This is a genomic window from Streptomyces sp. NPDC097981, assembly GCF_040302565.1.
Lineage (GTDB): Bacteria > Actinomycetota > Actinomycetes > Streptomycetales > Streptomycetaceae > Streptomyces.
Genome location: NZ_JBEORW010000037.1, coordinates 1 through 21,746 on the forward strand (window position 1 = coordinate 1; position 21,746 = coordinate 21,746).

The window sequence follows — 21,746 nt, forward strand, 5'->3', positions numbered from 1 at the left end:
CTCAAAACCCGCACCCGCTACGACGAAGCGACCGCCTGGTCCCACCACGCCCAACCCCATGCCGCTTGACACCGAACGACATGGGGTGTCTGACCCGTGGTTTCCTGACCTTCGTCAGCTGTTCGACTGTTTCCAGGCGACGAACAGCCCCCGGCGTGCCGAGTCCCGCAGGAGGTCAGCAGGCCCTTCAGGAGGCCCAGGGCCCCGAAATGGTCCAGGTCCCCGCGGACGCCGGCGGACCGACGGGCTGCCGAGGCCACGTGGGGCTGGCCGCCGAGCCAGGCGGGTACGGCCGGTGCAGTCGTCTCGTCGCCTTCGGCGAGCGCGGACCGGTACCCGCGCAGTGCCGTAGGGAACGACGGGGCGTGCCGGGACATCTTGCTGAGCCGGGCGGCGAGTAGGCGCTCCACCTCACTGCTGAGCTCGTCCTCGCTCGCCCCGGCGGTCAGCGCGTCCTCTTCCAGCGCGTGGAACCAGGCATCCACGGGTTCGGCAGGCTCGCCGAGACCCGTACTCGCCCCGGACAGCCTTGAACGCCGAGGCGCCGTAGGTGACCGCGTCGAGTCCGCGTCGAGCGCGGACTCGAAGATCCAGCCCGCTATCGCGGGTACGGCGCCGCGACGCAGCGCGTCGATGGCGGTCCGAGAGAGGTGCGCTGCTTGGGTATGCCCATTCATCGCTTTGAGGCGCTCGGTGCGGGGTGTCGGTGCGGTCAGGATCGGTGCGAATCAGCCAAGTGCTTTCGTCCCTGCCGATCACGGGCAGCATTCCGGGAGGATGGCGGGCAATGGACATGATTTCTCCGCAGGCGGAGGGCCCGCTCGACGGGTACGGGCCCTTCGCGCATCTCACCGCTCCGAACGTGCTGCTCTACCGGGCGGTGATGTGGGCCTTCCTCGTCGCCAAAGAGCGGTTCGCCGTGCACCTGCGGCCCGAGGACGTGTACGCGGGGCTGGCCTCCGGGGTCCGGCCGACGGAGCTCGATGCCGTGGTCAAGGCGCTCGACAGCCTGGTGGGGTGGGGGAATCTGCGGGCAGACCCGGACACCGGGCGGGTCACCGCCGTCGAGGACTTCTACCGCAAGCGGTTCATCTACCAGCTCACCCGGGCCGGAGAAGCCGCCGAGGAAGCCCTGGGCGTCTACGACGAGGCCCTCGGGCGGCGCGGCGCGCTCCAGGCCGTGGCGCTGCACGACATCGTCACCCAGCTGCGGGCCCTGCTCGTGCTCGCAGCCGAGGAGGAGCCTGATCCGGCCAAGACGCATCTGGCGCTGGACGGGCTCGCGAGCCGTTTCGCCGCGCTCGCCGACAACGCGCGGGCCTTCATGGGATCCCTCCAGCGAACCATCGACCTCCACGACGTGGGGGAGGAGGTCTTCCTCGCCTACAAGGATCAGCTCATCCAGTACCTGGAGCGATTCATCCAGGACCTGATCACCCTCGGCGGGCGCATCGCCCGGTTGATCCTGGAGTTGGAGCAGGGCGGGAGCATCGACGCCCTCCTGCGGGCTGCCGCAGCCCGTGAGGCGGCGGACGCCACCCCGCAGGAGGCGGCGTACGCGGGGCAGGCCGCGTACGAGCGGTGGGCCGGCCGGTGGGCGGGCCTCGCGGCCTGGTTCCTCAGCCGGGACGGCCGGGAGTCGCAGGCCCGGCTGCTGCGCGGCCGGGCGCTCGGCGCGATCCCACAGCTGCTCGCCGTCGTACGGTCGCTGAACGAGCGCCGGGCCGGGCGTTCGGACCGCTCCGCCGACTTCCGCACGCTTGCGCGCTGGTTCGCCGAAGCGCCCGACGACGACGCACGGCACCGGCTGTGGCGCACCGCCTTCGGGCTGTACCCGGCCCGGCACCTCACCGTGGACGCCGAGACGCTGGCCGCCCGCCACGCCCGACCAGAGCCTGCGGGCACTGCGTGGGCCGATGCCGAGCCGCTGCGGATCAGCCCGCAGCTGCGCCGCACGGGCAGCTACGAGCGGCGCGGCAAGACCCGCAGGGTCGAAGACCGGCAGGAGGCGCGCCGACTGCTCGCCGAGACGGCCGCCAAGCAGGCCGCGGAGACGGCCGCCGCCCGGGCCCGGCTCGTCACCCACGGCATCACCAGGCTGTCCGGGCTCGGCGAACTCGACCCCCTCGGCTTCCGGCTCTTCCTCCAGCTCCTCGGCGACGCCCTGGCCACCTGGCGGCCAGGTATGACGCAGACCGTGGCCACCAGCGGCGACGGCTCCATGGAGATCCGGCTCACGGCCCCGTCCGACGGGTCCACGGCCGAGGTGCGCACTCCGGACGGGATCTTCCGCGGCCCGGACCACAGCATCGAGATCGTCGACCTCACCGAAGGAACAGGAAGGAGCGGACCGCCATGACCACCCCGCTCGCCGAAGTACTGGACGGGCAGCACGCCGCCGAGCGGCGCAAGGCCGCCCGTGCCCTGCTGAAGCAGCCCCTGCTGCTCGCGCACGGTGCGTATGCCGATGAGTTCCGCCTCGTTCGGCGGCACGCCTCCGAGCTGCGCGAGTGGTTCGACCGCAACACCGGCTGGTCCCTCCAGGTCGACGCCGAGACCGCCCGGCTGGGCAAGATCCCCGGTGTGCCGGCCGACGCCACGCACCCTGCACGCGAGGTCACCCGTAGCGCCGCCCCCTTCAGCCGCCGTCGCTACGTCCTGCTCTGCCTCGCCCTGGCCGCCCTCGAACGCGGCGAGGCGCAGATCGCGCTCGGCCGCCTCGCCGACCGGATCGTGCTGGACGCCAAGGACCCCCACCTGGCCGCGGCGGGCATCCAGTTCACGCTGGACCGCCGTGACGAGCGGTTCGACCTGGCCGCCGTCGTACGGCTCCTGCTCCACCTCGGAGTCCTGCGGCGCGTCGCCGGCGACGAGGACGCGTACGTCAATGGGGCCGGCGACGTCCTGTACGACGTCGAACGGCGGGTACTCGCAGGTCTGCTCGCCACCCGCCGCGGACCCTCCACCATCCGGGCCGAGACGCCGGAGGCCCGGCTTGCCGAGCTCGCCACGGAAACGGCCCTCGACAGCGACGAACTGCGCTTCCGCGCCATGCGCCGCTCGCTGACCCGGCGGCTGCTCGACGACCCCGTCCTCTACTACAACGAGCTGACCGACGCCGAGCTCGGCTACCTCACACGCCAGCGCGGCTTCCTCACCGCCCGAATCAACGAACTGACCGGGCTGGTCGCCGAAGTGCGGGCCGAGGGCATCGCGATGACCGACCCCGAGGACGACCTCACCGACGTCCGCATGCCGGAATCAGGGACCCGCGGCCACGTCACCCTCCTGCTCGCCGAGTACCTCACGGCGGCCGGAGGCCCGGTCGTCCCCACGGCCGACCTTGAGCACCGAGTTGCGGAACTGGCAGTCGAGCACGGCGGATTCTGGTCCAAATCAGCACGTGAGCCGGGGGCCGAGGGTGACTTGGTCGAGCAGGCCGTCGCCCGGCTGGCCGCTCTCGGCCTGGTCGCCCGTACTCCTGACGGGGTCGTGCCGCGCCCGGCGCTCGCCCGCTACGCGGTCGGCGAGACCGTCGTACTCGAACCCCGTACAGCCGGCACCGCGCAGGTGCCCGCGCAGCGAAAGGCGTACCGGCCTTGACCCCCCGTCCCGCACCCCCCGCCCCTGCGCGCCCCCGCTGGCAGCCCCTGCGGATCGGCCTCGTCGACCTCTTCCACTACGACGTGGAGGAGTTCCACTTCCGAGACGGCCGACTGCTGCTCCGGGGGAACAACGGCACCGGCAAGTCCAAGGTGCTGGCCCTGACCCTGCCCTTCCTTCTCGACGGGGACCTCAGCGCGCGCCGAGTGGAACCCGACGGGGACGCCGGCAAGCGGATGGAGTGGAATCTGCTGCTCGGCGGCGAGCACCCGCACTCCGAACGCCTCGGCTACACCTGGGTGGAGTTCGGCCGCCGCGATGAGGTGAGCGGCGAGGAGCAGTTCCGTACGCTCCTGTGCGGGCTCAAGGCCGTCAGCGGGCGCGGCATCGCCCGGCACTGGTGGGCGGTGACCGGGCAGCGGATCGACCACGGACCGGCCGGCGTACGCGCGGACGGGGCACTGAGCCTGCTCGACCCCACCGGAACCGTCCTGTCCCGGGACCGCCTCATCGAGGCGGTCGCCGGACAGGGGATGGTCTACGACCAGGCCAAGGCTTATCGCCGGGCCGTCGACGAGGCGCTGTTCGGCCTCGGGGAGCAGCGCTACGCCGCCCTCGTGGACCTGCTCATCCAGCTGCGCCAGCCCCAGCTGTCCAAGCGTCCCAATGAGGCCGCCCTCTCCCGCGCCCTCACCGAGGCCCTTCCGCCGATGGACCAGGCCGTCATCGCGGATGTGGCCGAGGCCTTCCGCTCCCTGGACGAGGAGAAGGAGGAGCTGCGGGCAGCCGGGGCCGCCGAACGCGCGGCCTCCGCGTTCCTCGACCACTACCGGCGCTACGCCCGCGCAGCCTCCCGCCGTCGCGCCCGCCTCCCGCGCAGCGAACACGCGAAGTACGAGCAGCTGCTGCGCGACCTCGCCGAGGCGCAGGCCGAGAAGACCGGGGCGGAGGAGGAGCGGGCGGCCGCGGAGGAGCGGGTCGCCGCACTCACCGAGACCCGGGCGAGGCTGGAGGCAGCCGACGCAGCCCTGCGCGAGGGCCCGGAGATGCGCAGTGCCCGCGAACTGGAGCGGGCCGCCCAGGCGTTGGACCGGTCGGAGAACGGCTGTGTCCGCGCCCGCGACGACCGGGACGAGGCCGCGATTCAGCACACCAAGGCGCTCGGCCGCCTCAGTGCCGCGGAGAACCGGCTCCGGGCCGCCCGGGAGCTGTCGGGAGACACGCTGCTCCGGGCCCGGGAGACGGCTGCGGCAGCCCGGCTGGACCTTCCCGGAGACGAGGGGCAGGCGGTTGCCGACCTGCGAGCCGCGGTGGCCGGAGCGACCGACCGCAGGCACCGCACCCTCACGCACGTGGAGGAGCTCGCCGGCAAGGCCGAGGCGGCGGTGGCCGAGCGCCGGGCCGCCGTACTCCGGCTCGACGAGACGGAGACCGAGCTGGCGCACGCCGCCGGGGCGCTGGACACGGCCGAGGACACGGCGCAGGCCGCGGGACGGGCCCTGGTCGATGCCGTACGCGAGCACGCCCGCCGGTGCGAGGAGCTGGCGTACGCCGACCCGGCCGGACTGCTGGACGAACTCCAGGAGTGGACCCGGCACCAGGACGGCCCCTACCCGGCACGCCGCCATGCCTCGGACGCACACAGCGCCACGGCAGCGGTACTCGCCGACCAGGCGGCGGAATCAACGCAACGCCGGGCCGGCCTGGCCGCCCGTACCCGCGATGCCGGACAGGAACTCGCAGGGCTGGAGTCCGGCGGCCGGCGCGGGCCACAGGCCCCGTACACTCGGACCCCCGGCCTGCGGGATCAGGCGCCCGGTGCCCCTCTGTGGCGGCTGATCGACTTCCGGGACGAGGTCACGGACCACGACCGCGCCGGGCTGGAGGCCGCCCTGGAGGCGTCCGGGCTGCTGGACGCGTGGGTGCGCCCCGACGGCGCGGCCCTCGCCGCAGACGGTCACGACGTACTCCTCGCCCCGAACACCGGACCGGTCGAAGGGGCGTCGCTCGCCGGCGTACTGCGCCCGGCCGTGGACCACGGCGACGCGCAGGCCGCACAGGTGGGTGTGGAGGCGGTGGCCCGGCTGCTGGAGTCGATCGGCCTCGGCGAGGCTTCTGGGGACACGGCACCGGCCGGCGGTGCTCCGGGCGTCGGCCCGGGGGGCACCGGGCCCGCCGACGGCACCTGGGTCGCGAGGGACGGACGCCACCGCGTCGGCGTCCTCACCGGCCGTTGGGCCAAACCAGCCGCCGAGTACATCGGAGAGGGCGCCCGGGAAGCCGCGCGGCGGGCCCGGATCGCCGCCCTGCGGGCTGAACTCTCCCTCCTCCGACAGGAGTCGGCCGCCGCCGCCGCGCAGGCGCAGGCTCTGGCGACCCGTCGTCGTACGCTCGACACCGAGCTGGCCGCGGTACCTGACGACGCGCCCCTGATCCGGGCGCACGCCGGCGCCGCGGCTGCCGCCGACACCGTGCGCCGGGCCCGGACCCGGTGCGACGAGCGGGCCGCCGAGGTGGCGGCCGCAGCCGAGCGGGCCGAGTCGGCAACCGCCGAACTCCAAGAGACCGCAGCCGATCTGGGGCTGCCCCCGGACCGGCCGGCGCTGGCCGCCGTACGGCAGGCCCTCGCCGAACTCGACGTCGTCCTGGCCGGACTCTGGCCCGCACTCCGTGAGCGGAGCGAGGCGTCCCGGCAGGCGGACGATGAACGCGAAGAGGTGGGCCGGGCAGGGGAGCGGACGGCCGAACTCGCCGTACGCGCCGAGGAGGCCGCCCGTGAGGCGGCAGCCGCGGACGAGCGGCTGGCCACGCTGCGCTCGACCGTCGGCGCCGCCGTGGCAGAGCTGGAACGGCTGCTCGCGGAGACCGCAGAGGCCCTGCGCGGCTGCGCGGCCGACCAGCGGCGCTCCCAGGACCGGCACACGGAGGCGGACCGGCGGGCCAGCCGGGCCGAGGGCCGCATCGAACAACTGGAGAAAGCCGTCACCGAAGCCGCCGCCGCGCGCTCCGAGGCCATTGTCGCGCTCCAGCGCTTCACTGCCACCGGGCTGATCGCCGTCGCACTTCCCGATCTCGCCGTACCGGCCGCGGACGACGGCCCGTGGGCGGCCACCCGGGCCATCGCCCTGGCCCGTGCCCTCGAATCGGAGCTGTCGGCGACGGACGACTCGGACGGCGCCTGGGAACGTGTACAGCGGCGTCTGAGCGAAGAGCTGAAGACCCTCCAGGACGCACTGTCGCGGCACGGCCACACCGCCTCGGCCCGCATGGTCGAGGACGGGATGATCGTCGACATCGTCTACCATGGCCGTGAGCGAGCCGTACCCGAACTCGCCGAGGCACTTGCGGTCGAGGTCGGCGAACTCACCCGCATCCTCTCCGCGCACGAGCGTGAGATCCTCGAAACCCACCTCATCACCGAGGTGGCCGGCACCCTGCAGGAGTTGATCGCAGCCGCCGAACGGCAGGTGCTGGCCATGAACGCCGAGCTGGAGGAACGCCCCACCTCCACCGGCATGAGGCTGCGCCTGGTGTGGCGGCCTTCCCGCAAGGCCCCTGCCGGCCTTGCCCAGGCCCGTGGCCGCCTGCTCCAGACCGCCGACGCCTGGACCCAGGAGGACCGGGCCGCGGTCGGTGAGTTCCTGCAGACGCAGATCGCCCGCCAGCAGACCGAGGACGCGGCCGGCAGCTGGCTGGAGCACCTCACCGCCGCCCTCGACCACCGGTCCTGGCACGAGTTCGCCGTCGAGCGGCAGCAGCACGGCCGCTGGGTACCCGCCACGGGCCCCGCTTCCGGGGGTGAACGCGTCCTGGCGGTGTCCGTCCCCTTGTTCGCCGCCGCTTCCTCGCACTACGCGAGCGCGGGCAGCCCGTACGCGCCGCGCCTGGTGACCCTGGACGAGGCGTTCGCGGGTGTGGACGACGACTCGCGTGCCAAGTGTCTCGGACTCCTGCACGCTTTCGACCTGGATGTGGTCATGACCAGCGAGCGGGAGTGGGCCTGCTATCCGCAAGTGCCCGGCATCGCCATCGCCCAGCTCGCCCGCGTCGACGAGGTGGATGCCGTTCTGGTCACCCGCTGGGAGTGGGACGGCACGGCCCGCACGCGCCGCGAGGACCCGGTGCGTCCGGCGGACCCGGAGCCCCTGTGGGCGTGAGCGGTCCGCCGGTGGACGAAGCGCGCCTGCGCCGGCTCCTCGGCGGCGCCGACCTGGCCTGGCTGGTGGAGCGGGTACGCCGACGGCTGGAGCGCGGGCAGCCGCTCACCGGAGCGGTCTCGCTGACAACGCCGACCCCGGCCGAGCGGGCAGCGGCCGAGAGACTGCTGGGCCGGGCACCGGGTGCCGGCAGGGCGCTGACGGTCCGGCTCGACGCCGTGGACGCCGTACTGGTCAGATCAGGCATCAGCCCCGAGGGCCTGACGGCGGCCGTGACGACGCTCACCGGGCCGGTCGTCCCTCTCGAAGAGGTCCGCGAGAGCGAGGACCAGGACTGGAGGGAGGCGTATGCACATCTCACCCTGCTGGCCGAAGACCTTCCGCATCACGCCGCTTGGGCCGTTCGTGTCCGTGACGACGGCCTCGTGCGCCGTCTCGCCCGCACGCCTGCCGCCGCCCGTCTGCTGCTTGAGCAGGCCGTCCGCGTACTGCGGGAACTGCCTGTCGAACCGGCACGGTCGCTGTCGGTGTTCGCCGCGGACATCCTGGGAAGTGCCCACGCACTCGACGACGGCACGCCGGTGGCCACCCTCGCCCTCTCCGGCGCCCGCGCTCTGACCGGCCACCCCGATGGAGCAGGAGCGGCCTGGCGCCGGGCCGCGTGGGCTTCCGCCGGCCTGCTCCGGGACGACGTCTCCTCGACGGTGCTCACTCTCAACCTCCGCGGGACTCCGGCCCTGGACTGGATGGCCGACGTGGGTGACCCGTGCGTACTCACCCTCCGACAGCTCGCCCATCGTCCCCCGCGGACGGCACCGCCCGTGGTCCACGTCTGTGAGAATCCTGCGGTCCTTTCGGCCGCGGCGGACATCCACGGACCGGATGCCCGACCGCTGGTCTGCGTCCAGGGCCAGCCGTCGGCTGCCGCCCTGACCCTCCTCGCCCGGCTGCACGAGCTCGGTGCCGCTTTCCGCTACCACGGCGACTTCGACTGGGGCGGTCTACGCATCGCCACGACGCTGTCGGGGCACGTGCCCTGGCGGCCATGGCGCTACACGGCCGACGACTACCGTGCGGCGGTGGCAGCTGCCGGACCCGATCTGCGCCCGCTGGGCGGGAAGCCGGCACCGTCGCCATGGGATCCGGACCTGGCGCTCGCCCTTGCCGAGCACGCGCTGCGTGTGGAGGAGGAGGCAGTTCTCGACGTGCTGCTGACGGACCTTGAGGGATGAAAACGGTCACGGCATGTCCGGGTTCCCGGCCGTCGGAGCCGGTCAGGGGGGCGGGGTGTACTCGGGGTTCAGTACGCACAGGGCCCAGAGGACGGCCGCCGAGAGGGCGATCGCCACGAGGGACCACAGCGGGTGGTACGGCAGCGAGAGGAAGTCGGCGATGATCACGAGGCCGGCGACCACGATGCCGCAGACGCGCGCCCACCGGTCCGCCCTGAACAGCCCGATGCTCACGAGGACGGCGATCGCTCCCAGCACGAGGTGGATCCAGCCCCACCCCGTCAGGTCGAACCTGAACATGTAGGAACGGGTGGTGAGGAAGACGTCGTCGCCGGCGACGGCCATGATGCCGCGGAAGAAGGCGAGGAGCCCGACGACCGTCAGCATGGCGGCCGCGAAGGACGTCAGGCCGGCGGCCCAGCGTTGCTTCCTGGCTTCTCCGGGTGCCGTGTCCGGGTGGGTCGAGGTCATCGCTCCGCCTCGTTTCCGTTCGTCACCCGAGCCGGGGCCCGGTGTCGTGGTGGCCGTGGAGAGCGGAGCGGATCGCGAACGCGATGACGAGTTCCGCCACGCCGAGCAGGATGAGCCACAGGCCGAGCAGCCGGGTCAGTACGACGACGGATTCCGTCGGCAGGCACAGGACGACGATGCCCGCGACGACGCCGAGGGCCCCGGCGCAGAAGATTGCGCCCCGGTGCGGCAGCCCCTTGTCTGCGATCGCCGAGAAGGCGGTCAGCAGTCCGGAGACGAGCCAGACCAGGCCCACGATCAGGCCGAGCCAGGTGATGGTCTGCAGGGGGTTGCGCAGGCACAGGATGCCGGCCAGGACAAAAGCGACCGCCGCCAGCAGGTTCAGGAACCGCTCGCCGTGCTCCCTGCGGGAGAAGGCCGCCACGAAGCGGAACCCTCCTGCGACGAGCAGGTACAGCCCGATGACGACGGCCAGGACGTGCAGGGTCTCGTCCGGCCAGACCAGCACGATGATGCCCGTTGCCAGGGTCACGAGCGCCGAGCCCAGGGCCCAGCCCCAGGAGGCTCCCAGGACCGACAGCTTGTCGACGGGGTCGCCCGTCGACCGTGCCGGCGCCCCGCCGGAGGCGGGCTCACCGGGAAGTTGCGGTCCGGCGTCTGGTGCTGTCATGACTCCTCCTCGCGTCGCACGGCGCGTGTGGGCCGTTGCGATACCCCCCTTGGCTCCAAGGGTCCGGTGCGCAAGGGGTCTGTGCCTCACCCGTTGCGGGTGGTCCAGCGGCCTTCACCGCCCGAGCCGCCGTCACCCCGCGAGCCGGCGCATTTCGACAACCCGGAGCCCGAGCGACTGGCAGCGGGCCAGCAGCCCGTACAGGTGGGCGTCGTCGATGATCGGCCCGAACAGGACCGTCTGCCCGGACATCGCCACGTGTTCCAGCTCGGGAAAGGCCCTGGTGAGCTCCGTCGGTACGTGGTGCCCGGCGATGCGGATCTCGTAGTGCATGGGTCTCCCTCCCCGGCCGGTGGCCCCGGGTACGAACGGGCGGGATCCGCCGGGCGTGCTGGTTCCGCCACAACCCAGGACAGCGGACGTGTCCGGCGGGCGCATCACCCGGCGCGGGCGAGGGCGTCCGCGCCGGCAGGGGCGCCCGCCCGCGTCACAGCTGCCGCAGCTCGCGCGCGCGGCGCACCGCATCGCTGCGCCGGTTCACGCCGAGCTTCCGGTAGATGCTCTTGAGGTGCGTCTTCACGGTGTTGACCGACAGGTACAGGTCCGCGGCGATCTCCTCGGTCGACATCACCTGGGCCAACCGCTGCAGCACCTCCCGCTCCCGGCTGCTCAACTGCTCGACCATGACCGTCCGGGGCGGCTCCCGGTCGGGGCCGGGCTCGGCCTGCGGCCCCTGCCCCTGGCCCTGGCCTTGGCCCTGGAGGAGCCAGCCGTCGGCCAGGCCCCGGACGGGATCGGATCCCAGGAAGGACCGGATCCACGGCCGGATCTCCAGGAACGGGCGGCGCAGCCGGTCGCGGCGCGCGTCGAGCAGCGCCTGGGCCACGAGCCGCCGGGCCCGCGCGGCGTCCCCCGCCTGATCGGCGGCCTGGGCGCGGGCCAGGGTCGCCCGTACGGTCACCGCGGGTCCGAGCCCGCCGTGTACGGGGACGCCGTCCAGCAGGATCAGCGCCTCGGCGTGGTGTCCCGCGGCGAGCTGGGCCTGCGCGGCCGCCACGGCGGAGGCGGACCCGTGCTCCGCCGCCCGTGCGACCACGTCGAGCGCCGCCTTCGTATCGCCCTCGGCCAGGTAGGCGGCCGAGGAGACGAGGGCGGCGTGCTCCTGCGCCCACGGCGAGGCCACCGCCGCGGGGACGGGCGTCGCGGTGGCGGTCAGGGCGGCCTGCGGCTTGCCGCACGCCAGCAGCAGACGGGACCCGATGATGGCCCTTCCCGCCGCGACCACCGGATCTCCGGCCCCGTTCGACGTACTGGTCGCCCGGTCGAGGTGAGCCTTGGCCTCGCGCAGCTCGTTGCGGTCGACGGCGATGGCGGCGAGCACCAGCAGCCCGAGGCTGGACCCGGAGGAGTGCGGGACGCTGAACCGTTCCGCCTCCGACATCGCCGCCCGTGCGTGGCGCTGCGCCCGGCCGGTCCAGCCGTTGAGGTACTCGATCAGCGCGAGGTGGCCCAGCGACTCCTGCCGGGGCAGCGCGGTGGACACCCCGCCCGGGCTCGCGGCCGCCGCCGACAGGGCCAGGCGCGCGTCCTCGAAGCGGCCGGCCCACAGCCGGCTCGACCCCAGGTGGGTCTGCAGGAGCGCGGTCACCTCGGGATGCCTGCTCAGGAGCTCGTCGGGAATGCACGGCCGGAGCTCCTCGGCGGCTTCGGCGGCCTTCTCGGCCCTGCCCGGGGATCCGGTCAGCCGGGCCGCGAGGGTCTCCAGCAGGGCGCAGCTGAGCTGTGCGGCCGCCATGTCGGCGGGGTCGGCGGGGTCGGCTTCCAGCGCCTCCTCGGCCTGCCGCAGATGCCTCAGGCCGCGCTCCAGGTCGTGGTCCAGCAGTCCGCTCGCCGCGAAGACGAGTTCCGCCGCCGGGCTCGCGGTCTCCGGCGCCATGCGGGAGAACAGCTCGGCCAGGTCGTTGGACTCCAGGCCCGTGAACAGTTCGCCGATCGCCAGCTCGTCCACGAGGGCGCCGGCGGTGAAGTCCCAGTCACCCGCGGCAGCACCGTGGGCGAGTGTCTCGGCGAGGGATCCGTACCGGCTCAGCCACCGGGAGGCCCGGCGGTGCATCTCGATGTCCAGCCCCGGTGAACGCAGGCGCAGATGGGACCGCAGGATCTCCGCGAACAGCGGATGGAGGCGGTAGCACCCGTGCCCGAGCGGTTCGACGAACGCGTTGTCGCGCTGCAGCCCGGCCAGGATCTGCTCGGCATCCGTGCGGCCCGTCAGTGCGTTGGCCAACGCGGGGGTGAAGGGGTTGACGGTGCTCACCCGCAGGAGGAGGTCCTGGGTGGCGTCCGGCTGCTTCTTCAGCACCTCGGCCAGCAGGAAGTCCGCGATGGTGCTCTCCCCGGCCTCGAATTCCTTGAGGTAGGTGTCGGGATCACCGCTCTGCTGGGCGGCGAGCGCACCGAGCCGCAGGCCGGCGGCCCACCCCTGGGTGCGCTCGACCAGTGCCTGCGCGGCGCCGTCGGACACCTGCAGCCCGTGGAGGCCGAGCAGCGTGGTCGCCTCCTCGGGGGTGAACGCCAGCTCCGCCCCCCGGATCTCCGTCATGCTCCCGTCCAGCCGGTACCGGTGCAGCGGCAGCAGCGGTTCGGTGCGCGTGACGAGGACCAGCCGCAGCGCCTGCCCTGCATGGTGCAGCAGGAACTGCAGCTGGTCCGCGATCTGCGCAGCGCCGGCCAGCCGCTCGTACTCGTCGAGTACGACGATCGCGGGCCGGCTCCGGTCCCCGAGGTCCGCGGCGAGCCAGGCGAGCAGGCGGTCGTCCACCCGGCTCGCGTCGGCGGGGCGGTCGATCTCCTGCGAAATCCGTACCCCGCTCACCCGTACGGCTTCCAGTACGTACGACCAGAAGACGCCGGGAGCCTGGTCGGCGGCGTCGACGGTGAGCCACGCCACCGGCTGGTCCAGGCCGAGGGCCCAGTCGGCGACCAGCAGGGTCTTGCCCGCACCGGCCGCCCCGCTGACCATGGTCAGCGGCCTCTGGACGCCCTCGTCGAGCTTTCCGACCAGGCGCTCGCGCCGCATGAAGGTCGGCGGCCGCGCCGGTACGGCGAACCGGGTGCGCATGAACGGGTCCCGGCCGGCGCCGTGGCGCCCGATCGTCGGTCCCCCGCTGTGGTCGTCAGTCGCCACCGCGCTCATCGCCCTTGTCGGTCCGGCCACGGATGGGGCCTCTCGCCCACCATGGTCCCAGCCTCCCCCCGTACGCGCGCGCCGCGATGCCTAGACCGGGGTGAAGGCGTGCAACTCGTGCGCTCCCTCGCGCACCATGCCCCAGCTGTGCTCGGGCACCTCGTTCCAGGCTCCGGTCAGGTCGCCCAGCGGCTCGGACACGATCAGACGGGTGTCGTCGGACAGCTCCTGGAGGAGCGGCACGTCGGGATGCAGCTTCTGGAGCGCTTCCACCTTGGTGCTGAAGAACAGCGAGCGGGCGGTGCCCGCACTGGCATATCGGAACGCCCACACGGCTTTGCCGTCGGTCGTGGCGACGGTCATCTGCAGGGGGGCGTCGATGCCGTGGGCCCGCCCGGTGCGCTCCACCAGCCCGGCCATCCGCGCCACCGCGGCCGGAGGGTCCTCGTCCATGCCGAAGGTGAGGGCGAGGAAGAACATCATCTCGGAGTCCGTGGTGCCCTCCAGGTCCAGGAACAGGGTGGGGTCCACGGCCAGGGCGAGCTCCCTGCGCATGCCGTGGAAGCCAGCGATGGAGCCGTTGTGCATCCACATCCAGCGGCCGTGCCGGAAGGGATGGCAGTTCGTCTGCTGTACGGCCGTGCCCGTCGAGGCCCGTATGTGCGCGAAGAGCAGGGGGGATCTCACGTGCTCGGCGATCTCCCGGAGATTGCGGTTGTTCCACGCGGGGCCGACGTCGCGCACGATCGCAGGGGTCTCGACTTCGTCCTCCTGCGTGTACCAGCCGATGCCGAACCCGTCTCCGTTGGTCGTCTCGACCCCCAGGCGCGAGTGCAGGCTCTGGTCGATCAGCGAGTGCGCGGGCTTGTACAGGATGGTGTCGAGGAGCAAGGGAGTTCCCGAATAGGCGAGCCACCGGCACATGGCCGATCACCCCTTCCGCTGGTCACGAGGCCCTTCGGCGGGCGGCAGCCGGGCCGCGGTCGTCGCGCGGCCCGGCGCCGGGGAGGTCAGTGGAGGATTTTCTCCTTGGCCTTCTGGTACTCGGCCTCGGTGATGTCGCCCCTGGTGCGGATCTCGGAGAGCTTCGCGAGCTGGTCCGCGGTGCTCGGCGCCGACGTGCTGGCGGTCTGCCGGATGTAGGCGTCCATCTCCTCCTGGTGATGCTGGGCCCTTTGCATCTCGCGGCGGCCCATGTCCTTGCCGCGGGCGAGGATGTACACGAAGACCCCCAGGAAGGGCAGGAAGACCACGAAGATGAGCCACCCGGTCTTGCCCCAGCCGGAGAGCGTGTCGTCGCGGAAGATGTCGCCGATGATGCGGAACAGCAACATGAACCACAGGATCCACAGGAAGATCCACATGACGGTCCAGAAAGCACCCAACACGGGATAGTCGTAGGCCAGGTTGACGTAACCGTCCATCACCGCCTCCTCCTTCGTTCGTCTTGTCTTGCACGTCCGACCATGCGGGTGGAAACGATCTCCCCGCATCACCCTCCGGGGGTGAGCGGCTCCCGTCGGGGGTGCGGCGGGAGCCGGGCGTGCCCCGTCAGTCGGGGAGCTGCCGCATTTCGTCAACCTGCAGGCCGAAATCACGGAACCGCCCGAGCAGTCCGACGAGTTGGGTCTCGTCCGTCACGGAGCCGAAGAAGAGCGTCTGGCGGGCCGCGCGCACGTTCTGCAGTTCGGGGAAAGCCTTGGCGACGGGCTCGGACACGTGCCCGTCGACGCGGAATTCATAACGCATGGAGGACCACCTCCCCGCCCCGGCGAATGGGTGTACTCACATCCTGTCGCGTACGGGGGCAAAAGCGTCACCCGGCCCGGGTGATGCAGGCCGCTCCGTCCGGCACGTGCAATGGTCGGGGGCCGAGCCCCCGTTCGGAGGTGGCGGTGTGGAAAGGCGCTGGTGGGCCTGGGCTGCGCTGATCTGCGGTGTCGCGGCTCCGGCTGTCGTGATCGGATCCGCCGGGCTTCGCAGTGTGCTCGTCGTACTGGTGGGGGTGGTCGCGCTGGCCGTGATCGCGGCCTGCGGGTGGTGGGTGCTGGCGCACAGGGGCCTGGCCAGGGGGCTGGCGCTGATGCTGGCGGTGTGCGCCGCCGGCGGCGCCCTCACGGTCTACCTGCGGGCGGGCCTGGTGTGGGTCCTCCTCCTCTCGCTGGCTCTGTGGATCGCCGCCGGAGCCGCCGCCCGGACTGCGCTCGCGAGCCCGCCGAGCCGCGGCGGACCGGCGGAACGCCCGGCCGCCCGGCCCGAACGGCCGTTCCTGATCATGAATCCGCGCTCCGGCGGGGGCAAGGTCGAGGAATTCCGCCTGCGCGAGCGCGCCGAGGCCCTCGGCGCCGAGGTCGTGCTGCTGGACCCGGACCGGGTGCAGGACGTGGCCGCGCTGGCGCGCCGGGCCATCGACGAAGGCGCCGACCTGGTCGGGGTGGCGGGCGGCGACGGTACCCAGGCGGCGGTCGCCGAGGTGGCGGCCGAGCGCGGGGTGCCGTTCGTGGTGATCTCCGCCGGAACCCGCAACCACTTCGCCATGGATCTGGGCCTCGACCGGGACGACCCCTCGACCTGCCTGGAAGCGCTGACCGACGGTGTCGAGGTGCGCGTGGATCTCGGCTTCATCGGCGACCGCGTGTTCGTCAACAACGCCTCGTTCGGGGTGTACGCCTCCGTGGTGCAGAGCCCGATGTACCGGGACGACAAAGCCGGGACGATCCTGCGCGTACTGCCCGAACTGCTGGCCCGCGACCAGGGTCAGCAGCTCACCGTACGGGCGGAGGGGACGGTCGTCGAGGCGCCCCAGGCCGTGCTCGTGAGCAACAACCCCTACCAGTTCGGGGACCCGGCCGGGCTGGGGCGGCGCGACCGGCTGGACACCGGCAGGCTCGGGGTGCTGGGCGTGAACGTGGACAACGCCGCGCAGGCCGCAGGACTGCTGCGCGGCCGGCGGGCCAAGGGCCTGACCTCGGTGACGGCCCGCGAGGCCGTCGTGGACTCCGACGCTCCGTACGTCGACGTGGGGGTGGACGGCGAGGCCCTCAGCCTGCCGGCGCCGGTCCGCTGCAGGATCGAACCGGGCGCCCTGCGGGTGGTGCTGCCGCGCGGCCGTCCCGGTACGCCGCCCGCCAGGCACCCGATGGACTGGTACCAGGTCCGCCGGCTGGTGCGGACGGCGCTGCACGGCACGCCCGACCCCGGGCCGCGACGGGCCGCGCCGGGTGCTTCGTGACGTGGGTGACGAGGCCGAGGATGCCCATCACCACGAGGACGATCTCTCCCGGTCCGCTTCGGGCCCTTCGAGGCGGCCCGGTCCCGGTCAGGAGGTCAGCTGGAAGAGGCTCTTCCCCGTCAGCCAGATGCCGAGCACCAGGCAGATGGTCACGATCGCCTGTTCCTTGTGGCCCTTCATCCAGTTGCGCAACTGCAGCAGCCTGGCCTGGGCGGCCTGCGGCGAGAACACGAGGTACAGCTCGGCGGCGATCAGGCTGGCCGTGGCGAGGAGGCAGAAGCCGAACAGGGCGAAATACGTCGTGGGCTGCGAGGCGTCCGCCTCCATCACGGTGGTGGCGGCCGCCGCCACCATCCCCCAGGGCTGCGACAGCACGGCCAGCGCTCCCGCACTCCAGATCGGGCTGCGCCCCAGTTCCTTGTCGACCGTGGAGCCGCTCTCGTCGGGCGCGGGCACCGTACCGGCCGCCACCCCGGCTGCCGCGGCGCCGGCGGCCGGCTCCGTGTCGGCCGTCGGGGTGTCGGCCGCCGCCGTGCCGCCGCCGGAGGTACCCGCCCGCAGCCGGCGGCGCCGGTGCAGGCCGTAGCCCACCAGCGCGAGGCCGGCGACCAGTTTGGCGGCCAGCTGTGCCACCCCCGGCGGGGAGCGCGGAGCGGGTGGCTCGCCCCCCGTCACCAGCAGGACCACCGCGATCACCGCGACCAGGCAGGCCAGCCAGGCCAGGATGAAGACCAGTCCCCTCCACACCCCTTTGGGGGCCATCACAGCCAGCAGGAACGCCATGATGGGGAACGGGTCGACGGTGATGGCCAGTGCGATGAGCAAGAGGTCGACGACCATGACCACCACCCTACGCACGGGAGAACGCCCCGCCAGCGGGGCGCTCCGGCGGCAGCGGTGGGCGTTACGTCATGGTTAGCGTAGCCTTGCCTTAGTTAGGGAGTGTGTCCTCAATTGGGGGTGTGTCCCCCGGTTCTCGCCGGTCCTCTCGTGCGGAGCTGCCGTGTCCGGTTCCCAGATCGCGCTGCTCGGCGCCGTGGCGGGTCTCACGATCTTCCTCGGGCTGCCGGTCGGGCGCCTGCGCGCCGCGACGCCGCGGCTCAAGGCCGGGCTCAACGCCGTTGCGATCGGCGTTCTGGTCTTCCTGCTGTGGGACGTCCTCGGGCATGCGTGGGAGCCCGTCGACACGGCGCTCGCCGAGGGCGACTGGGGCGCCTGCACCCGCGGAGGGCTGGTGCTCGGCGCGGGGCTCGTGGTGGGGCTCGCCGGGCTCGTGTACTACGACCGGTGGGCCGTGCGCAGGCGCGCCCCGGTGCGTCCCCCGGCCGGACCGGGAGCCGCGACCGCCACCGAGCTCGCTCCCGGCGTACGCACGCAGGCCGGCCGGCTCGCCCTGACGATCGCCACCGGGATCGGCCTGCACAACTTCGCCGAGGGGCTGGCCATCGGGAACTCCGCCGCGCACGGCGAGGTCTCGCTGGCCGTCCTGCTCGTCATCGGCTTCGGCCTGCACAACGCCACCGAGGGCTTCGGCATCGTCGCCCCGCTCGCCGCCGCGGGGGAGCGCCCCTCGTGGGGCACGCTCGCCCTCCTGGGCCTGATCGGCGGGGGGCCCACCTTCCTCGGGACCCTGCTCGGGCAGCGGGTCGTCGACGAGACGCTGTCGATCGCCTTCCTCGGCCTGGCCGCCGGGTCCATCCTGTACGTGGTCATCGAGCTGCTGGCCGTGGCCCGGCGCAGCGCGGCGACCAAGGAACTGACCACGTGGTGCATTCTGCTCGGCCTGCTGGTCGGCTTCGCCACCGACGCGGTCGTCACCGCCGCCGGGGTGTGATCAGGGTTCGGGGAGCTCGCCCTGCGCGACCTCGATGCTCGTGTGCAGATCGCCCGCCGCCTCCAGGGCCGATGCGGCCGACAGTGCCAGGCAGGCCAGCAGGGCCGCCGCGACGACGAGGCCGATGTCGGGCCGGTCCCGCGCCGCCCCGGCGCGGTGTTCGAGCAGGGCCGCGACCCGCCGCGGAACCGGGCCCGCCGTCGCGGCCAGGGCCAGGCCCGGCCGGCGCCCGGCGTCGCGCGAGGCCAGCGCCGCCTTGCCGATCGCCCGGGCCGTGAGCCGCCGGTCCCCGACGGCGCGCGCGGCGTCCTCGTCGGCGCAGCGCTCCAGCGCATAGGCGAGCGGCTCGCGCAGCGCGCCGAGGGCGGGGTGGCACAGGGCGGACAGCTCTATCACGGCGGTGAACCGGTGGTGGCGGCCCCGCAGGTGGGCCCGTTCGTGGGCGAGCAGCGCCTCGCGTTCGGCGGCCGACAGGGTGCGGAGCATGCCGGCGGTCACCACGATCCGGCCCGGACGGCCGGGCAGTGCGTACGCGTCGGGGGTCTCGTCCGGGAGGACGAGGAGCTCTCCGCGGGCGCGGGCAGCCAGCCGCTTCGCCCGCCCGAGCTGGGTCCAGCGCCGGTGCAGTCCCCGTACGAAGAGGGTGGCGCAGAGCAGCAGCAGGGCCAGTGCCGTGATCGCGACCGTCACGACCGCGTCGGGGGAGCCCGCCGAGAGCGGGGTCAGGAGCCGGCCGAGCGCGGCGACGGCGGGCAGATGGGTGGCGCCGGGCACGACGAGCAGGGCGAGTGCGGCGGTGCTGCCCGCGGCGAGGCCCGCCGCCGTGACGGTCAGCAGCCAGGCGGCCTGTCGCGGGGGCAGGCAGGAGACCAGGCGGCGGGCCGCCGGCCCGGCCAGGAACGGCACGAGCAGCGGCAGCCACGCCATGGCGATCACTCGGCGCCGCCTTCGAGGAGGGAGCGCAGGATCCGCTCGTCCTCGTCGCTCAGCTGCGAGACGAAGCGGGAGAGCACGGCGCCGCGGTCCTCGTTCCGCTCCAGCTCCGAGTGCATGCGCCGGGCGGTCAGGCCGGAGGCGTCCTCGGTCGGGAGGTAGGCGTAGCCGCGGCCCGCTCTCGTGCGGGTGACGGTGCCCTTCTCGTACAGGCGGGACAGGATCGTCGTGACGGTCGTCCGGGCGTGCGAGGTGTTCAGCGCCTCCTGCACCTGCCCGGGGGTCAGTGGACCGTCGGCCGCCCACAGGGCCGCCAGCACGCTCGCCTCAAGCCCGCCGGCGGGCAGCCGATCGGCGTTCGTGTCACCCATGGGAACGATCCTCCGCGTGTCAGCGTCTACAGTGTGTAGACCGTCTACAGGACTGTAGTCGACCGGGCGTCCGCCACGCCCTGCCCACTCACATTATGGGAGCAGCACATGATGGCCCCCTCCGCCCGCGCGGCCGCGCCGCAGACCGTGCGGTGCTCGCGTTGAGCCCGCTCCCGATCGCCCTGGACGGCCCGTCCGTCGACGGTCCCCTCTATACCCGGATCACCGCGCTCGCCGGGCGGGCTCCGCACTGGCTGGACGCGCTGGTGTCCGGCTGGTCGGCGTACGGCCTGGGGTTCTTCGCGGTGCTCATGCTGGCGGCCTGGTGGCGGGCCCGGGCGGGCGGACCGCGGCGGACGGCCATGGCGCTCGCCGCCCCCGCCGTCGTGGTGACGGCCTTCCTCGCGGACACCCTGCTCAAGTCGCTGATCCGGGAGCAGCGGCCCTGCCGGACCCTGCACGCCCTCACGCTGGAGGCCTGTCCGCCGCCGGGCGACTGGTCCTTCCCCAGCAACCACGCCGCCATCGCGGCCGCTGCGGCGACGGCCCTGTGGCTCGTCGACCGGCGCATCGGCGCGCTCGCGGTCCCGGCAGCGCTGCTGATGGCCTTCTCGCGGGTGTGGGTGGGCGTCCACTACCCCCACGACGTCGTCCTCGGCGTGCTCGTCGGCGCCGGCCTCGCCTGGCCCCTGACCCTGCTGGCCCGGCGGGGCGCCCCGGCCGTCGAGGGCCTGCGCGGTACGGCCCTGCGCCCGCTGGTGGCGCCGCGCTGAGCGAAGGCCCGGCGCCGCGCCCCGTGCGGGCGCCGTCGGCTGTCGCAGTGGTGTCAGCCGTTGGAGTTGAGGAAGCCGATCGCGACGGCTCCCCACCAGCACACCTGGGAAATCGCCGCGGTGGCCCCGCCCCATGCCAGCATCCCGCGGCCGATCGGCCCGGTGGCGGCGGCCAGCTTGCGGCTCAGCAGCCCGGCCTGGAGGCCGTTGAGGGTCAGCGCGAGCACGAGCGCGACCTTGATCAGCGTCAGCCCGGAGCCGAGGTCCGGGTGCAGCATCATCCCGCTCGCGACGAGCCCGCCGAGCCCGGCCCAGATCGGCACGTGCAGCCGGGAGGCGGCACCGAGCACCTCGTCGAGCGAGCACCGCCCGGTGGCCCACAGGACGCCGTGGTAGTCGGCGGAGAGGACGGCGCCGAAGCCCAGGACGAGCGAGGCGAGGTGGACGAAGAGCGCCGCCGTGTGCAGCGCGGCGTCCGTGCGGAGGTGGGCGGAGAGCCAGAGGGCGGCGGTCAGCCCGAGCACCGCGCACAGACCCGCGGCCGACACCGTCCACCAGGAGTCGTACAGGCGGACGGGCCGCGCCGTCAGGGCGCGGGCAGACGGGGCTGGGGCTGGGGCGACCGACGACAGCATGGGGGAGGGCTCCGGGGGTGATGCGGACAGGGCCCCGCGTCGGCGGCCCATGCGAAAGCCAGGTAAGGCTTACCTGAAAATCACCGCAGGTCAATACGGGCCCACGACCCGATACTGCCTGGTCACGGCCTGGTTTCGGCCTGGTCGCGACCCGGGGGTGCCGCCTCTGGCGGCGGTGGCCGGAGCGCGGGCTCAGACGGGCAGGCCGGTCGGTTCCTTGATCCGCTTCATGATGATCTGCGAGTTGACCTCGGTGACCCCGGAGAGCGCGGTCAGCTGCTCGATCCACAGGCGTTCGTATGCGCGCAGGTCCGCCACGGCAATCCGCAGCAGGCAGCCGGGACTTCCGAAGAGGCGGTACGCCTCGATGACGTCCGGGATGTCCTGGAGGGCCGCCTCGAATGCCTCGACGGCGGCGCGGTCGCGGCGCACCTCGACCGAGACCAGCACCTCGAAGCCGCGGTCGACCGCCTCGGGGGCGATCACCGCGCGGTAGCCCTGGATCACCCCGTCCTGTTCGAGCTGGCGGACGCGACGCATGCAGGGGGAGGGAGTCAAGCCGACGCGCTGGGCCAGCTCCTGGTTGCTGAGGCGGCCGTCGGACTGGAGCTCGCGCAAGATTTCACGGTCAATGGCATCCATGGCGCAATT

General features: G+C 73.2%; 20 protein-coding genes. 7 read left to right on the plus strand and 13 right to left on the minus strand.

Translation table 11 applies throughout. From position 1 onward, the window contains the following. Window positions 1-17 precede the first annotated feature (17 nt). Window positions 18-677 (minus strand): BREX system ATP-binding domain-containing protein, encoded by a 660-nt coding sequence (locus tag ABTY04_RS29395; protein ID WP_502996744.1) that lies wholly within the window; start codon window positions 675-677, stop codon window positions 18-20. Between the two features lie 110 nt (window positions 678-787). Between ABTY04_RS29395 and ABTY04_RS29400 the strand changes: the two genes are divergently transcribed. From ABTY04_RS29400 to ABTY04_RS29415, 4 genes are read left to right on the plus strand one after another with little or no spacing between them, the layout of a single operon-like run. After that, the gene (locus ABTY04_RS29400; RefSeq protein ID WP_352216435.1) at window positions 788-2,359 is read left to right on the plus strand and encodes a TIGR02677 family protein; all 1,572 of its coding nucleotides are present in this window, start codon (window positions 788-790) and stop codon (window positions 2,357-2,359) included. Continuing rightward, a complete protein-coding gene (locus ABTY04_RS29405) occupies window positions 2,356-3,603 on the plus strand; it encodes a TIGR02678 family protein (RefSeq protein ID WP_352216436.1) in 1,248 nt (415 codons plus the stop codon). Before ABTY04_RS29400 ends, ABTY04_RS29405 begins: the two co-directional genes overlap by 4 nt. After that, the gene (locus tag ABTY04_RS29410) at window positions 3,600-7,760 is read left to right on the plus strand and encodes a TIGR02680 family protein (RefSeq protein ID WP_352216437.1); all 4,161 of its coding nucleotides are present in this window, start codon (window positions 3,600-3,602) and stop codon (window positions 7,758-7,760) included. The genes ABTY04_RS29405 and ABTY04_RS29410 overlap by 4 nt, the downstream gene beginning before the upstream one ends. Beyond that, complete coding sequence (locus ABTY04_RS29415) at window positions 7,757-8,992, plus strand: TIGR02679 family protein (protein WP_352216438.1); 1,236 nt, start codon at window positions 7,757-7,759, stop codon at window positions 8,990-8,992. Before ABTY04_RS29410 ends, ABTY04_RS29415 begins: the two co-directional genes overlap by 4 nt. Before the next feature lie 42 nt (window positions 8,993-9,034). Here ABTY04_RS29415 and ABTY04_RS29420 read toward each other — a convergent pair whose 3' ends face one another. The 7 genes from ABTY04_RS29420 to ABTY04_RS29450 all read right to left on the minus strand — a co-directional run bounded on the left by ABTY04_RS29420 (window position 9,035) and on the right by ABTY04_RS29450 (window position 15,066). Further along, a complete protein-coding gene (locus ABTY04_RS29420; RefSeq protein WP_352216439.1) occupies window positions 9,035-9,463 on the minus strand; it encodes a DUF7144 family membrane protein in 429 nt (142 codons plus the stop codon). 22 nt (window positions 9,464-9,485) lie between these two features. Further along, entirely contained in the window at window positions 9,486-10,133 is a 648-nt protein-coding gene (locus ABTY04_RS29425; RefSeq protein ID WP_352216440.1) for an HdeD family acid-resistance protein, read from the minus strand. Between the two features lie 132 nt (window positions 10,134-10,265). Further along, on the minus strand, window positions 10,266-10,466 hold the full coding sequence (locus ABTY04_RS29430) for a DUF8691 family protein (protein ID WP_352216441.1): 201 nt from the start codon (window positions 10,464-10,466) through the stop codon (window positions 10,266-10,268). Between the two features lie 154 nt (window positions 10,467-10,620). Next, window positions 10,621-13,326 (minus strand): winged helix-turn-helix domain-containing protein, encoded by a 2,706-nt coding sequence (locus tag ABTY04_RS29435; RefSeq protein WP_352216501.1) that lies wholly within the window; start codon window positions 13,324-13,326, stop codon window positions 10,621-10,623. A gap of 81 nt (window positions 13,327-13,407) precedes the next feature. Next, window positions 13,408-14,241: a class II glutamine amidotransferase gene (locus tag ABTY04_RS29440; protein ID WP_352216442.1), complete on the minus strand. Its 834-nt coding sequence runs from the start codon at window positions 14,239-14,241 to the stop codon at window positions 13,408-13,410. A gap of 86 nt (window positions 14,242-14,327) precedes the next feature. Next, window positions 14,328-14,741, minus strand: a complete 414-nt coding sequence (locus ABTY04_RS29445) for an SHOCT domain-containing protein (protein WP_352216443.1) — start codon at window positions 14,739-14,741, stop codon at window positions 14,328-14,330. A 127-nt stretch (window positions 14,742-14,868) separates the two neighbouring features. Next, window positions 14,869-15,066 (minus strand): DUF8691 family protein, encoded by a 198-nt coding sequence (locus tag ABTY04_RS29450; protein ID WP_352216444.1) that lies wholly within the window; start codon window positions 15,064-15,066, stop codon window positions 14,869-14,871. A gap of 148 nt (window positions 15,067-15,214) precedes the next feature. Between ABTY04_RS29450 and ABTY04_RS29455 the strand changes: the two genes are divergently transcribed. Then, window positions 15,215-16,549, plus strand: a complete 1,335-nt coding sequence (locus tag ABTY04_RS29455) for a diacylglycerol/lipid kinase family protein (protein WP_352216445.1) — start codon at window positions 15,215-15,217, stop codon at window positions 16,547-16,549. A gap of 87 nt (window positions 16,550-16,636) precedes the next feature. On the opposite strand, the gene ABTY04_RS29460 is transcribed toward ABTY04_RS29455, so the two are convergent. Further along, on the minus strand, window positions 16,637-17,389 hold the full coding sequence (locus ABTY04_RS29460; RefSeq protein ID WP_352216446.1) for a GAP family protein: 753 nt from the start codon (window positions 17,387-17,389) through the stop codon (window positions 16,637-16,639). A gap of 163 nt (window positions 17,390-17,552) precedes the next feature. Here ABTY04_RS29460 and ABTY04_RS29465 point away from each other — a divergent pair, with 163 nt between their 5' ends. Continuing rightward, window positions 17,553-18,383, plus strand: coding sequence for a ZIP family metal transporter (locus ABTY04_RS29465; RefSeq protein WP_352216447.1), 831 nt, complete (start codon window positions 17,553-17,555; stop codon window positions 18,381-18,383). Here the strand turns inward: ABTY04_RS29465 and ABTY04_RS29470 are convergent, their stop codons facing one another. Both ABTY04_RS29470 and ABTY04_RS29475 read right to left on the minus strand, forming a co-directional pair. Further along, window positions 18,384-19,310, minus strand: a complete 927-nt coding sequence (locus ABTY04_RS29470; protein ID WP_352216502.1) for a M56 family metallopeptidase — start codon at window positions 19,308-19,310, stop codon at window positions 18,384-18,386. 5 nt (window positions 19,311-19,315) lie between these two features. Then, the gene (locus tag ABTY04_RS29475) at window positions 19,316-19,687 is read right to left on the minus strand and encodes a BlaI/MecI/CopY family transcriptional regulator (protein ID WP_352216448.1); all 372 of its coding nucleotides are present in this window, start codon (window positions 19,685-19,687) and stop codon (window positions 19,316-19,318) included. Between the two features lie 161 nt (window positions 19,688-19,848). On the opposite strand from ABTY04_RS29475, the gene ABTY04_RS29480 reads away from it, so the two are divergent. Then, window positions 19,849-20,460 carry a phosphatase PAP2 family protein gene (locus ABTY04_RS29480; RefSeq protein ID WP_352216449.1) on the plus strand — a complete coding sequence of 204 codons (612 nt, stop codon included), beginning with the start codon at window positions 19,849-19,851 and terminating at the stop codon, window positions 20,458-20,460. A 53-nt stretch (window positions 20,461-20,513) separates the two neighbouring features. Here the strand turns inward: ABTY04_RS29480 and ABTY04_RS29485 are convergent, their stop codons facing one another. Then, window positions 20,514-21,095 carry a hypothetical protein gene (locus ABTY04_RS29485; protein WP_352216450.1) on the minus strand — a complete coding sequence of 194 codons (582 nt, stop codon included), beginning with the start codon at window positions 21,093-21,095 and terminating at the stop codon, window positions 20,514-20,516. Window positions 21,096-21,287: 192 nt separating this feature from the next. After that, window positions 21,288-21,737: an Lrp/AsnC family transcriptional regulator gene (locus ABTY04_RS29490; protein WP_352216451.1), complete on the minus strand. Its 450-nt coding sequence runs from the start codon at window positions 21,735-21,737 to the stop codon at window positions 21,288-21,290. Window positions 21,738-21,746: the final 9 nt, after the last annotated feature.

Bases quoted from the DNA above. Each gene is read 5' to 3' on its own strand.
- ABTY04_RS29395 (WP_502996744.1), bottom strand. From the start codon at position 677: ATGAATGGGCATACCCAAGCAGCGCACCTCTCTCGGACCGCCATCGAC.
- ABTY04_RS29400 (WP_352216435.1), top strand. From the start codon at position 788: ATGGACATGATTTCTCCGCAGGCGGAGGGCCCGCTCGACGGGTACGGG.
- ABTY04_RS29405 (WP_352216436.1), top strand. From the start codon at position 2,356: ATGACCACCCCGCTCGCCGAAGTACTGGACGGGCAGCACGCCGCCGAG.
- ABTY04_RS29420 (WP_352216439.1), bottom strand. From the start codon at position 9,463: ATGACCTCGACCCACCCGGACACGGCACCCGGAGAAGCCAGGAAGCAA.
- ABTY04_RS29425 (WP_352216440.1), bottom strand. From the start codon at position 10,133: ATGACAGCACCAGACGCCGGACCGCAACTTCCCGGTGAGCCCGCCTCC.
- ABTY04_RS29430 (WP_352216441.1), bottom strand. From the start codon at position 10,466: ATGCACTACGAGATCCGCATCGCCGGGCACCACGTACCGACGGAGCTC.
- ABTY04_RS29435 (WP_352216501.1), bottom strand. From the start codon at position 13,326: ATGAGCGCGGTGGCGACTGACGACCACAGCGGGGGACCGACGATCGGG.
- ABTY04_RS29440 (WP_352216442.1), bottom strand. From the start codon at position 14,241: ATGTGCCGGTGGCTCGCCTATTCGGGAACTCCCTTGCTCCTCGACACC.
- ABTY04_RS29445 (WP_352216443.1), bottom strand. From the start codon at position 14,741: ATGGACGGTTACGTCAACCTGGCCTACGACTATCCCGTGTTGGGTGCT.
- ABTY04_RS29450 (WP_352216444.1), bottom strand. From the start codon at position 15,066: ATGCGTTATGAATTCCGCGTCGACGGGCACGTGTCCGAGCCCGTCGCC.
- ABTY04_RS29460 (WP_352216446.1), bottom strand. From the start codon at position 17,389: ATGGTCGTCGACCTCTTGCTCATCGCACTGGCCATCACCGTCGACCCG.
- ABTY04_RS29470 (WP_352216502.1), bottom strand. From the start codon at position 19,310: ATGGCGTGGCTGCCGCTGCTCGTGCCGTTCCTGGCCGGGCCGGCGGCC.
- ABTY04_RS29475 (WP_352216448.1), bottom strand. From the start codon at position 19,687: ATGGGTGACACGAACGCCGATCGGCTGCCCGCCGGCGGGCTTGAGGCG.
- ABTY04_RS29485 (WP_352216450.1), bottom strand. From the start codon at position 21,095: ATGCTGTCGTCGGTCGCCCCAGCCCCAGCCCCGTCTGCCCGCGCCCTG.
- ABTY04_RS29490 (WP_352216451.1), bottom strand. From the start codon at position 21,737: ATGGATGCCATTGACCGTGAAATCTTGCGCGAGCTCCAGTCCGACGGC.